Genomic DNA, 12,040 nt, shown 5'->3' on the forward strand with positions numbered 1-12,040 from the left:
CGGTCTTCGGGCCGCCGCGACGCCGCGTCAAGTGAACCGCGTGGCGCGCGCCCTAGTTGGACCCTATCTGTGAAGTGGAACCCCCGGACCGCGCGAGCCTCATGACCCTCAATCCCGTCCGCCTCGTCGCCCGCCTGATCGGCTGGGCCGAGAGCCGCATCGACCCCTTCTCCCCGTTCCGGCAGGACGAGACCCCGCCCGGCCGCGGGGTGGGCGCCTTCGCCTGGCACTATCTCGCGCCGGTGAAGGGCTGGTTCGCCGTGCTCACCGTCGCGGCGATCGCGGTGGGGCTGCTCGAGAGCTCGCTCTACCTGCTCATCGGCTGGTTCGTCGATCTCCTCGCCGAGGGCGATCCGGCGACGATCCTCGAGACGCACGGGCTCGCCATGGCGGGCGTCGCCCTGTTCGTGCTGGTGATGCGACCGGCGCTGAACTTCGCGCACGATCTCGTCAAGAACCAGATCGTGGTGGTCAACTCCACCAACATGATCCGCTGGCGCGCCCACGCCTACACGCTCGGCCACGCGATCAGCTATTTCCAGGGCGACTTCGCCGGCCGGCTCTCCACTCGCATCCTGCAATCGGGCCAGGCCGTGCGCGAGATCGCGGTGACGCTGCTCGACACGCTGCTCTACGTCGCGATCTTCGCCATCACGGCGGTGGTGCTGTTCGGCTCGATCAGCCTGTGGCTGGCGCTGCCCATGCTCGCCTGGGTCGCCGGCTACGCGGCGCTCCTCGCGGTCTTCGTGCCGCGCGCCCGGGACCGCTCGCTGAAGGTCGCCGAGAGCCGCTCGGCCATGACCGGGCGCGTCGTCGACAGCTACACCAACGTCATGACGGTGAAGCTCTTCGCCCGCACCGAGGCCGAGCGCTCGGCCGTGCGCGAGGCGATCGCGCGCAACACCCGCGCCTTCCTCGACATGATGCGCCTCGTCACCTCGACGACCTTCGCGCTGCAGGTGATGAACGCCGCCCTCATCGTCGCCACCGCGACGCTCTCGCTCTATCTGTGGCGCGACGGGGCGATGTCGTCGGGCGTCGCGGCGGCGGGGCTCGCCCTCGTCATGCGCGTCGTCACGATGTCGGGCTGGGTGATGCAGACGGTCCGCGGCGTGTTCGAGAACGTCGGCACGCTCCAGGAAGCGATGCGCACCATCGCGCGGCCGCACGGGCTCGTGGACGCGCCGGACGCGACGCCGCTCGTGGTGGGTCGCGGCGAGATCCGCTTCGAGCGCGTGCGCTTCCATTACGGCAAGGAGGAGGGCGGCGTCCTCGACGACCTGTCGCTGACGGTGGCCTCGGGCGAGAAGGTCGGCATCGTCGGGCCCTCCGGCGCCGGCAAGTCGACCCTCGTCTCGCTGCTCTTGCGCCTGCACGACGTCGAGGCCGGGCGCATCCTCATCGACGAGCAGGACATCGCGAAGGTCACGCAGGATTCGCTGCGGGCGCAGATCGGCGTCGTCACGCAGGACACCTCGCTCCTGCATCGCTCGATCCGCGACAACATCGCCTACGGCCGGCTCGACGCCAGCGATGCCGAGATCGAGCGCGCCGCGCGTCTCGCCCATGCGCACGACTTCATCACCGAGCTGGTCGACCATGTCGGCCGGCGCGGCTACGACGCCCATACCGGCGAGCGCGGGGTGAAGCTGTCCGGCGGCCAGCGCCAGCGCGTCGCGATCGCCCGCGTCATCCTCAAGGACGCGCCGATCCTCGTGCTCGACGAGGCGACCTCCGCCCTCGACTCGGAGACGGAGGCCGCGATCCAGGAATCGCTCACCGGGCTGATGGACGGGCGCACCGTCATCGCCATCGCCCACCGCCTCTCGACCATCGCGGCGCTCGACCGGCTGATCGTGCTGGAGGACGGGCGCATCGTCGAGGAGGGCACGCACGACGCGCTGCTCGCGCGGGGCGGCGCCTACGCCCGCCTGTGGGCCCGCCAGTCCGGCGGGTTCATCGGCGTCGACCGCGAGGGCGCACGGCGGCCCGCGGCGGCGGAGTAGGGGCGCTCAGCAGACGAGCGCCCACTCGGGCGTCGCGAAGAACACGTCCCGCTCGCCCGCCGGGCCGAGGACGAAGCCGCGCACCTGCGACGGGCGGCCCTCCGCGAACGCGCGCGCGAGCCGGGCGCGATGGTCCGGCGAGACCGGCTCCGCGCCCTGGGCGCAGACGAAGCGCGCCGGCGAGACGTAGCGCGCGGCGACGCCCTCCGCGTCCGGCGCGATCAGGAAGGCCGCGCCGGCGGCCCAGGGTCCCGGCGCGCCGTCGACGAGCGCCCGCGCGCCGAGCGGGGCGAGGAGCCGCGCGCCCGCGGCGATCGCCGCCCGCCAGGGCGGCGGGTAGTCCTCCACCGCGAAGCTGACGTAGATCGCCTCGACGCCGTCGAGGTCCGTGGCGAGCCCGTCGCCGTGGACGACCTCGACCTGCGGCCAGGGCGCGAGGGCCTCGCGGGCATCGGCGGCGAGTCGTGCCTCGTGCTCGACGGCCAGGACGTGGCCGGAGGGGCCGACCAGCTCGGCGACGATCGCCGTATAGTACCCGGTCCCGGCTCCGAGATGCGCCACGCGTGCGCCCTCGAACAGGCCGAGCGCGTCGAGCAGGCGGGCGTGCAGCGACGGCTGGCCGTTGTTGAGGAACAGCTTCGGCGCCAGGGCGAACAGGGCGTCCTGATAGGCCAAAGCCGGGTCCGGTTCCGGGATCTCCCGCACGCGACCGTGCTCCTGGATGAGCCGCCAGGGCGGAGGTCCGAGGAACGCCTCCCGCGCCACGCGCGCGAAGGCGGCCGCGACTCGCGGATCGGAGACCTCCGCGCGATGGCAGACCTGATGCGCATAGGCGCGGCGCAGGAAGGCGAGCTCCTCGGGGGTGGCGGGGAGGGGCGGGAGGCTGGTCATCGTGCGGGGCTCGGGATAGTTTCGGCTTTCGACCCTATACCATGCACACCCGATCGCCCTCCACGAGGCGACCGCGTCTCGCGCACGCCGAGCCTCGTGCCCCGAACCCCCTGGCGACTTACGCGTTTTCGCCCACGAGCTTCGCCGTTCCCGGAGTCAGTCCCCCGATGACCACCATCCTTCTCGTCGACGACGATCCGCTGACCGCGATGGGGTCCGCCGACCTGATCGAGGATCTCGGCCACGTCGTCCTCACCGCCCATTCCGGTCGCGAGGCCCTGGAGATCGTCGACGGGCGGGAGGACATCGACCTCGTCATCACCGACCAGTCCATGCCCGGCATGACCGGGACCGAGCTCGCCGCCGCCCTGCGGGAGCGCCGGCCGGGCCTGCCGGTCGTGCTCGCCACGGGCTACGGCGCGCCGCCCGACGGCGAGAGCCTGCGCACGCTGGCGAAGCCCTACGACCAGGACATGCTCGCCGCGGTGATCCGCGACACGACCGGCTGATCCGAAACCGTCCGCGCGCCGCGCGCTTCGACCGCTCGCCCGAGCGGAACGGCGGGCGCGGGCCTATGCGCGGCGCGAGGGGCGGGCTCAGCGATAGCGGAAGCGCACGCCCAGCGTCTCGCCGGAGCGGCGCATCACGTCGCAGACCCGGCTGATCGCCTCCGTGCCGTTGATGAAGAGGACGAAGGAATCCGGCAGGTCGTCGACCTCCTCGCAATGGACCCTCGCGCCGCGCTGCGAAAGGTCGATCACCGTGCAGGAGAAGCGCAGGCGCGTCTGTGGAACGTAGACGACGCTCGGGATGCCGAGCCGCCGGCGCGGCTCGTGCCGCCGGTCCGCGTGGGGCAGGTCGTCGTAGATCCATCCGCCGGGCATGAGACCGCTCCTCGGGGCGCTCCTGTACCGGCGGGATCATGCGCGCAGCGGGTGTGAAAAAGGTTACCGAAGGCCGGAAAGCGAGGAGCGTCAGTCCGGCTTCTCGCGTTCGGGCCGGGTCAGCGAGCCGGCGAGGAAGGCGCCGACGCCGGCCCAGGAGGGCAGGTGATCGCAGATCGTCTTGAGCACGACGAGGAGCGGCACCGCGAGGAAGATCCCCACCGCCCCCCAGAGCCAGCCCATGAAGGCGACGCCGAGCAGAATCGCCACCGCGTTGATCTCGAGCCGCCGCCCCACGATCAGCGGCGTGACGACGTTGCCCTCGAGCGCGGTGAAGGCGAGGTAGAGGAGCGGCGGCGCGAGGGTGGGCCCCAGCCCGTCGAAGGTGACGAGCGCGATCGCCGCCGTGATCGCCACCCCGAGGATCGCGCCGATATAGGGCAGGAAGTTGAGCAGCGTCGCCATCGCCCCGAACAGGACGGGCGTGGGCATGCCCACGGCCCACAGCGCCGTCCCGACGCCGATCCCCAGCGTGGTGTTGATCAGGGTGATGGTGAGGAGATAGCGCGAGATCGAGCGCTCGATGGCGCGCACGATCTCCACGGCCGTGCGCTTGTCGTGGAAGGTCGGCAGCACATGCACGATGCGCTCGTAGATCCGGTCCCCGGCGGCGAGCAGGAAGAGCGCCAGCAAGGCGGCGATGCCGATCGTGGCGAGCACGCCGGCGACGCCGGAAGAGGCGGTGACGAGGAAGCCCGGCTCGCGCACCACGACCTCGTCGACGCCGGGCTCCGCGCCGCCCGCCTGGGCGATCTCGTCGACCTGCTTCGACGCCTCCTCGACGGCCTCCAGCGAGGAGCGCAGGGAATAGAGCTCCCATTCCAGCTCGCGGCCGATCTCGGGCGCGCGCGCCAGCCATTCGGCGAGCGGATAGCTCAAGAGGTAGGCGCCGAGGCCGAGCACGCCGACGAGGCCGACGACCAGCGTCGGCGCGGTGAGCCAGCCGGGCAGCCCGCGGCGGTCGAGGCCGCGCACGATCGGGCTCAACGTCAGCGCCACGAGGATCGCCAGGGCCACGGGCAGGAAGACGTCGCGCGCGAAATAGAGCGCGCCGACGCCGAGCACCAGCGCGCAGACGTGCAGGGACACGGCCGCCGCCCGGTTGAGGCGCGTCTCGACGACGGGGGAGGGGCGATCGCCGTCCCGAGCCTCGACGCCGCCCTTCGCGGGGTCGGCGAGCGGCCTTCGCTCGAGCATGCGGGGACCTTTCGCGGGGGATACGGGACGAGCGAACGGCGAAGGTCGCGCCGGGGTTCCCGCGTGCGGATCCTGTGAGAACCGTCGAGCCGGGCCGTGCACGTATCGAAATTATGCTATGTTATTCGGCGAGCGCGGTGCGACCGCGCGTGTGGGAACGGAGGTGGCGGGCGGATGTACGTCGTGCTCCTCGCGACGGGAGCCGTGTTCGGCCTCACGGCGGGCGTCTATCTCGGCCTGCCGGCCTTCGCGCTCGGGCTGATGCTCGGGCTCGCGACGCAGGTGATCATGGATGCGCTGGCCGACCTGCCGACGGCCGTGCTCGTCGGCCGCGCGGCGGGCCTCGCCGCGATGCTGCAGCTCACCTACGGACTCGGGCTGCTGCTGCGACGGCTGCGCCCGCAGGCGAACGCGCCGTCGGAATAGGGGTGCGCCCGCGGCTGGACGCAAATGATGAAACCACGCGTCGGGCGAAGGCGTCGATGCTGTGTGTGAGAAAATAATCATTACGTAAGAGTACGGGGTTCCATAGAAGTTCACGTCTCGGACGGGGTCTTTATGGGTTTGTTCATTCGCGCGCGAGCATCCGATCGGAGTTAGGTGTAGACTTCGTCAGGTGTTCTCATGTCGAACAGCAACGTCAAGAATGCGGGTCCGCTTGCCGGGGGCGCAGGAAAAACGCGTCTTACCATCCGGAATAGTGTCATCGGTGTGGTGGCGCTGCTCGCCGCCGTCGCGATCGCGCTCGGTGGGCTGGACCTGGCCGAAAGCGTGGATCGGCTCGAGAACGCGACCACGACGGCGCAGAGCGACGAGAAGGCCAGCCTCCTCATGGGCAGCGCCGCCGCTTGGGCGCTCGAGCGCGGCACGACGTATGCGGCGCTGAACGCGCCCGATCCCGCCTCCGCGGAGCTCGTCGCGCAGCTCGCCGCGCTGAGGAGCAGGGGGGACGCCGCCTTCGCCGAGGCCGTCGCGTCGATCGAGACGGGAACCGACTTCCCGAACAAGGCCGCCCTGCTCGCGGAGGCCGAGGCGGCGCACGCGGCGCTGGCGGGGGTGCGGCGGCGCGCGGACGAGGCGCTTCAGCGCCCGGTCCTGCAGCGCTCGACCGGGGTCGCCGCCGAGTGGCTACCGACCGCGACGCGCCTGATCATGGCGTCGCAGTCGTTGCGTCAGGCGGCCTACGTGCTCCCGGAGACGATCGCGGCGGAGCTGCAGCTCACGCAGGAGCTGCGCGACGCCGTGTTCACGATGAGCGAGTTCGCCGGGCGCGAGCGCGCGCAGATCGGGGCCGCGATCGCCGCCGGAGGCCGGCTCTCGGCCGAGGATCTGAGCCGGCTGGGCGCCCTGCGCGGACGGGTCGAGGCGTCCTGGAGCACGGTGGAGGCCTTCGAGCGACGCGAGGTCGGTGGCCCGGAGCTGGCCGCGGCGATCGCGGCGGTTCGCTCGCGCTTCTTCGGCCGGTTCGGCGAGGTGCGCACGCAAGTCTACGCGGCGAGCGCAGCCGGCGCGCCCTATCCCCTGTCGGCCGGGCAGTGGATCACGGCCGCGACGGACGGCATCGGGTCGATCCTCGCCCTCTCCGAGGCCGCTACCCGTCATTCCGCGGGGCTCGTCGCCCGCGAGGCGCAGGAGCAGCGTCGGGGCATGACGCTCTCGGCCATCGCGCTCGCCCTCGCCGTTCTCGCGTCGCTCGCGGCCGTCCGGCTCGTCCTCGCTCGCGTCACCCGTCCCATCGAGCGTCTCACGGACGCCATGGCCCGGCTCGCCGGCGGCGCGCTCGACACCGAGATCGCCGGCGCCGAGCGCGCCGACGAGATCGGCGCCATGGCCCGCGCCGTGGTCGTCTTCAAGGAGAACGCCATCGAGGTGGAGCGCCTGCGGGCCGAGCAGGCCGAGGTCGAGGCGCGGCAGGAGGCCGAGAAGCGTGCCGCCATGGCGCGGCTCGCCGGCGACTTCGAGGCCTCCGTCGGCGCGCTGATCGACCAGATCGCGTCGGCGGCGACGGAGCTGGAAAGCGCGGCCCGGAGCCTCTCCGCCACCGCCGAGGAGACGAGCCGTCAATCCGCGGCCGTGCGCGCGGCGTCCTCCGCCGCGAGCGGCAACGTCCAGGCCGTGGCCGGCACGGTCGAGGAATTGTCGAGCTCCGTCGCCGAGATCGGGCGCCAGACCTCCCAGGCCAACGGCACGGCGCGGCACGCCGTCTCGGAAGCCGAGCGCTCGAACGCGGAGATCGAGGCGCTTTCCGCGACGGCGCAGCGCATCGGCAACGTGGTCGAGCTGATTTCCGGCATCGCCGCCCAGACCAACCTGCTCGCGCTCAACGCCACGATCGAGGCGGCGCGTGCGGGCGCGGCCGGGAAGGGCTTCGCGGTCGTGGCCGCCGAGGTGAAGACGCTCGCCGACCAGACGGCGAAGGCGACGGACGAGATCGCTCAGCAGATCTCCGGCATGCAGACGGCGACGAACGCCGCGGTTGGGACGATCGGCGCCATCGGGCGCACCATCGGCTCGATCAGCGAGGGCATGGCGAGCATCTCCTCTGCGCTCGAGCAGCAGGGCGCGGCGACCGGCGAGATCTCGTCCAATATCGGTCAGGCGGCTGCGCGCACGGGCGAGGTGGACGCCAGCATCGCGAGCGTGGGCGCGGCCGCCGACGAGACGGGCTCTGCCGCGAGCCAGGTGCTCTCGGCGTCGGGCGAGCTGTCGCGCCAGGCGGAGATGTTGCGCCTGCGAATGCGAGAGTTCCTCGGCCAGATCCGTCACGACGAGGCGCGGGCGGCCTGAGCGCGCGCTCTCCGGAAGAGCGGGAGGGCGGCGAAACGCCGCCCTCCTCGCGCCGACCCTCAGAACGGGATGTCGTCGTCGAGATCGTTGTAGCGCGAGGAGCCGCCGCCGCCCTGCTGGCCGCCGCTGCCGCCGGCCGTGGCCGGGCGGCGCTCCATCGGGGAGGAGCGGCCGAAATCGTCGCCGCCGCCGCCGTACTCGTCGCCGCCGCCCTCGTAGTCGCCGCCGCCCCCGCCGCCGCCGCCTCCGCGGCCGCCAAGCAGGGTGAGCTCGCCGCGATAGCGCTGGAGCACGATCTCGGTCGTGTACTTCTCGTTGCCTTCCCGGTCTGTCCACTTCCGGGTCTGGAGCTGGCCCTCGATATACACCGACGAGCCCTTCTTCAGATATTGCTCGGCGATGCGGCCGAGGGGCTCGTTGAAGATCACCACGCTGTGCCACTCGGTCTTCTCGCGGCGCTCGCCCGTGCCCTTGTCGCGCCACGTCTCCGTCGTGGCGAGCCGGAGGTTCACGACCGGGTCGCCGTTCGAGGTGCGTCGCACCTCGGGATCGCGCCCGAGATTGCCCACCAGGATCACCTTGTTCACGCCGGCCATCATCGCCTCCGCTGTCTTGCGCTCCAGGGCTTTGTGCGCCCCGCGGGCCGCGCGAGCAAGGGGCCGCGAGGCTCGTCCACTACCGAAAAAATAGTTCTATCTTTGTTCCAGAGTCAATAACCCGAGCGCAGAGCGCTCGGGCGTTTCTTAGGCTGCGTTAGCCAGCGGCTTGGAACGATAATTGTCGGGGTCCGAGCCGTCGATGATGATCGTCGGGTCGCTACCATTCGGAACGCACCAGGCGGCTACCTCACCGACGCCGGGCGCATCCTCCAGCCCCAGCTCCTCCACCGCGTACAGCCGGATCAGCGCTTCGGCGTTGCGGTCGATCTCGACTTCGCCCCTTTCCCAGCGACTGATAGCCAGCGGCTCGCGATGAACCACTGCAGCCAGCTCGGACTGCGTCATTGCCATCTCCGTACGGAGGAACCGAAGTTCCTTCCCGGTGATGCTGGTACGCTTGTTGACGATGGCCTCAGCGATCGCGTGATGCAGTCCGTTTACATTCGGTATGTCGATGCAGCTCTCACCGGCGTCGTCGGACACCATGAACGTTGCGCCTTCGATGAGCACGTTATCGAGCCCGCTCTCGACATATTGATAGGCAGGCATCTCTGTTCTCCTTGGCGGTGAGGATTAGGGCTCGTCAACCCACATCACGGTGACGACCTTCACCCAAAATGACCTCTCGTCCGGGATCACAACGACACGCACATCGCGCTGCCCTGAGTTCGGCGTACTTGTTTGCATCCGGTATTTGTAGTAGCCGGGGCGCGTTGATGCCTGTGCGGAATCGTGAACGAAGCCATTTTTCAGAACGTACAGGACGTCACCCAGAATGAGGTCTCGTTTGAGCATCTGCTCGCGCGCATGATGCGTGTAAGTCACGTTCAGCGAATGATGCTTCGCGATCGCGCGTATCCGTCTTGTCGCTTCGGAGGGGTCCCACGGCTCTCCACCCATCAGCATCCTTCCCAGGGCGTACACTTATCACCGTGATAAGTTCCCCGCCATAGGTAAAACGCCGCACGGAAAATGCAAGATTAAATTGGGGTCACGGGTGTGCCCGGGGCCGAAATTGTGTGCGCGTTCCCCGTCCTCAATGCCCCTCGAACGCCACCAGCGACCGCACCTCGACCCCCATTCCCCGCAGGCGCGCGGCGCCGCCGAGGTCGGGCAGGTCGACGACGAAGCAGCAGGCCACGACCTCGGCGCCGATGCGGCGCAAGAGCTCGACGGCGGCGGTCGCCGTGCCGCCGGTGGCGATCAGGTCGTCGACGAGCACCACCCGCTCGCCCGCGACCAGCGCGTCGGCGTGGATCTCGATCTCGTCGGAGCCGTATTCCAGCGCGTAGGCGACGCTGACCACCTGGTGCGGCAGCTTGCCCTTCTTACGGATCGGCACGAAGCCCGCCGAAAGCTGGTGGGCCATGGCGCCGCCGACGATGAAGCCGCGGGCCTCGATGCCGGCGATCTTGTCGACCTTGGTGCCGGCATAGGGGTTCACCAGCTCGTCGATGGTGCGCCGGAAGGCGCGGGTGTCGCCCAGCAGGGTGGTGATGTCCCGGAACATGATGCCGGGCTTGGGGTAGTCCGGGATGGTGCGGATGGCGGACTTGATGTCGTGATCGGCGAGCGTGTCCATGATCGGGGTCCTGCGTCGGCGTCTCGGTGGTAGGCGGGCGATTCGGTCAGCGATTGAGCACGCGGCCGGCCACGGCGTCCAGCTTGGCGACCAGGGCGGGGTCGCGCATCTCCGGCGCCGTCATGATCGCGACCTCGAGGGCCGTGTCCGAGCCGACGGGGCAGGGCTCGTGCTCCGCCGGGAAGTCCCGCGCGACCCGCGCGACGAGCTTGGCGGCATTGGCGGCGTTGGCCTTCACCACCGCGATCACGGCTGCGACGTCGACGACCGCGTGGTCCGGATGCCAGCAATCGTAATCGGTCACCATGGCTACGGTCGCGTAGGTGATCTCGGCCTCCCGGGCGAGCTTGGCCTCGGGCATGTTGGTCATGCCGATCACGTCGTAGCCCATGTGCTTGTAGGAGACGCTCTCGGCCAGGCTGGAGAATTGCGGCCCCTCCATGCACACGTACGTGCCGTTCTTGCGCACGTCGAGGCCCTCGGCGACGCCGGCGTCGTAGAGGCGCTGCTGCAGCAGCGGGCCGACGGGATGGGCCATCGAGACATGGGCGACGCAGCCCTTGCCGAAGAAAGAGCTCTCGCGCTTGTAGGTGCGGTCGACGAACTGGTCGACGAGGACGAAGCAGCCCGGCGGCAGCTCGTCCTTGAACGAGCCGCAGGCCGAGAGCGAGACGATGTCGGTGACGCCGGCGCGCTTCAACGCGTCGATGTTGGCGCGGTAGTCGATGTCGGAGGGGGACATGCGGTGCCCGCGCCCGTGGCGCGGCAGGAACACCACGGTCGTGTCCGCGATGCGTCCGATCCTGAGGGCGTCGGACGGCTCGCCCCAGGGCGATGCGATCCGCTCCTCGCGAACGTCCTCCATCCCGGGCAGGTCGTATACGCCCGATCCTCCGATCACGCCCAGTACCGCGCGCGTCATGGTCTCTACCCCTTCGGTTGTTCCGGCGCGATGCTAGCGCGAAGTTTCGCCGCCGTCGCCCCCTCGCGCGCCTCGGGTCTGCGCAAATCCGCGCCGCTCACGAAAAAGGGCGCCCGCAGGCGCCCTTTCCACCATTCCAAATCGGAGAATGCGCCGGTCAGCCGGCCGCGTGGCCCTCGGTCTCACCGCCGACGCGGGCCCAGATGCGCTTCTTGGTGAAGTACAGCAGGCCCGCGAACACCAGCAGGAACACCATGACCTGGAAGCCCATGGCCTTGCGGGTCTCGAGGTGCGGCTCCGCGGTCCACATCAGGAAGGCGGTGACGTCCTTGGCGTACTGCTCGACCGTCTCCGGCACGACCGGGCGGCCCTGATCGTCGCGCGGATACTCGATGCCGCCGTCGAAGAGGACGTTCGGCATCGCCACGATGTTGCCCGGATAATAGAGGTTCCAGTTGCCCATGGACGGATCGAAATCCGCCGGCGGCTCGACGTAGCCCTTCAGGAACGCCGCCATGTAGTCCACGCCGTTCTCGTTGTACTGCGTGAACACGTCGGTGATCCACAGGGGAAAGCCGCGCTCGTAGGTGCGGGCCTTGGCCATCACCGAGAGGTCCGGCGGGGCCTTGCCGCCGTTGGCGGAGGCCGCCTGGACCGGGTTGGCGAAGGGCGACGGCCAGAAGTCGGCCGGCGTGCCCGGGCGGGTGACGGGGTCGCCGAACTCGTCGAAGCCGCCGTCGACGATGAACTCCGCCGCGAAGGCTTCGACCTGCGCCTCGCTGTACTCTGGGCCGCCTTCTTCCGCCAGATTGCGGAAGGCGATCTTCTCGAGGCCGTGGCAGGAGGCGCACACGGTCTTGAACACCAGGAAGCCGCGCTGCAGCTGCGCCCGGTCGTAGGTGCCGAACGGGCCGGCGAAGCTCCACTCGTATTTCGGGGGCGTGACGCCGCCGCCGGCCGCCTGGGCGCTCCCCAAGGGGAGCGCGAGGGAGGCGGCCAGCGCGCCGGCGATGATGAGGGTCTTCTTCATGGTTCTCGAACCCTTGTCCTGA

At 70.1% G+C, this 12,040-nt stretch carries 13 protein-coding genes; 4 read left to right on the top strand and 9 right to left on the bottom strand.

The window, feature by feature from the left end; all coding sequences use genetic code 11:
* Positions 1 to 101: 101 nt before the first annotated feature.
* A complete protein-coding gene (locus tag ABL310_RS05855; protein WP_349370757.1) occupies positions 102 to 2,006 on the top strand; it encodes an ABC transporter ATP-binding protein in 1,905 nt (634 codons plus the stop codon).
* A 6-nt stretch (positions 2,007 to 2,012) separates the two neighbouring features.
* Here ABL310_RS05855 and ABL310_RS05860 read toward each other — a convergent pair whose 3' ends face one another.
* Positions 2,013 to 2,897, bottom strand: coding sequence for a methyltransferase domain-containing protein (locus ABL310_RS05860; RefSeq protein ID WP_349370758.1), 885 nt, complete (start codon positions 2,895 to 2,897; stop codon positions 2,013 to 2,015).
* 167 nt (positions 2,898 to 3,064) lie between these two features.
* On the opposite strand from ABL310_RS05860, the gene ABL310_RS05865 reads away from it, so the two are divergent.
* Positions 3,065 to 3,406, top strand: coding sequence for a response regulator (locus tag ABL310_RS05865; protein ID WP_349370759.1), 342 nt, complete (start codon positions 3,065 to 3,067; stop codon positions 3,404 to 3,406).
* Positions 3,407 to 3,493: 87 nt separating this feature from the next.
* Here the strand turns inward: ABL310_RS05865 and ABL310_RS05870 are convergent, their stop codons facing one another.
* Positions 3,494 to 3,781 carry a PilZ domain-containing protein gene (locus ABL310_RS05870; RefSeq protein WP_349370760.1) on the bottom strand — a complete coding sequence of 96 codons (288 nt, stop codon included), beginning with the start codon at positions 3,779 to 3,781 and terminating at the stop codon, positions 3,494 to 3,496.
* A gap of 90 nt (positions 3,782 to 3,871) precedes the next feature.
* Positions 3,872 to 5,038, bottom strand: a complete 1,167-nt coding sequence (locus ABL310_RS05875; RefSeq protein WP_349370761.1) for an AI-2E family transporter — start codon at positions 5,036 to 5,038, stop codon at positions 3,872 to 3,874.
* A gap of 174 nt (positions 5,039 to 5,212) precedes the next feature.
* On the opposite strand from ABL310_RS05875, the gene ABL310_RS05880 reads away from it, so the two are divergent.
* Positions 5,213 to 5,464: a hypothetical protein gene (locus ABL310_RS05880; protein ID WP_349370762.1), complete on the top strand. Its 252-nt coding sequence runs from the start codon at positions 5,213 to 5,215 to the stop codon at positions 5,462 to 5,464.
* 198 nt (positions 5,465 to 5,662) lie between these two features.
* Positions 5,663 to 7,825 carry a HAMP domain-containing methyl-accepting chemotaxis protein gene (locus tag ABL310_RS05885; protein ID WP_349370763.1) on the top strand — a complete coding sequence of 721 codons (2,163 nt, stop codon included), beginning with the start codon at positions 5,663 to 5,665 and terminating at the stop codon, positions 7,823 to 7,825.
* Positions 7,826 to 7,884: 59 nt separating this feature from the next.
* On the opposite strand, the gene ssb is transcribed toward ABL310_RS05885, so the two are convergent.
* From ssb to ABL310_RS05915, 6 genes are all read right to left on the bottom strand, one after another.
* A complete protein-coding gene (ssb, locus tag ABL310_RS05890) occupies positions 7,885 to 8,424 on the bottom strand; it encodes a single-stranded DNA-binding protein (protein ID WP_349370764.1) in 540 nt (179 codons plus the stop codon).
* Positions 8,425 to 8,568: 144 nt separating this feature from the next.
* A complete protein-coding gene (locus tag ABL310_RS05895; protein ID WP_349370765.1) occupies positions 8,569 to 9,033 on the bottom strand; it encodes a transcriptional regulator in 465 nt (154 codons plus the stop codon).
* A gap of 24 nt (positions 9,034 to 9,057) precedes the next feature.
* The gene (locus ABL310_RS05900; RefSeq protein ID WP_349370766.1) at positions 9,058 to 9,384 is read right to left on the bottom strand and encodes a DUF4258 domain-containing protein; all 327 of its coding nucleotides are present in this window, start codon (positions 9,382 to 9,384) and stop codon (positions 9,058 to 9,060) included.
* A gap of 136 nt (positions 9,385 to 9,520) precedes the next feature.
* Positions 9,521 to 10,066, bottom strand: a complete 546-nt coding sequence (locus ABL310_RS05905; protein WP_349370767.1) for an adenine phosphoribosyltransferase — start codon at positions 10,064 to 10,066, stop codon at positions 9,521 to 9,523.
* Positions 10,067 to 10,112: 46 nt separating this feature from the next.
* A complete protein-coding gene (locus ABL310_RS05910; RefSeq protein ID WP_349370768.1) occupies positions 10,113 to 10,988 on the bottom strand; it encodes an S-methyl-5'-thioadenosine phosphorylase in 876 nt (291 codons plus the stop codon).
* Between the two features lie 157 nt (positions 10,989 to 11,145).
* Complete coding sequence (locus tag ABL310_RS05915; protein ID WP_349370769.1) at positions 11,146 to 12,018, bottom strand: cytochrome c1; 873 nt, start codon at positions 12,016 to 12,018, stop codon at positions 11,146 to 11,148.
* Positions 12,019 to 12,040: the final 22 nt, after the last annotated feature.

Origin of the sequence: Salinarimonas sp. (genome assembly GCF_040111675.1) — a bacterium.
Taxonomy (GTDB): Bacteria; Pseudomonadota; Alphaproteobacteria; order Rhizobiales; family Beijerinckiaceae; genus Salinarimonas.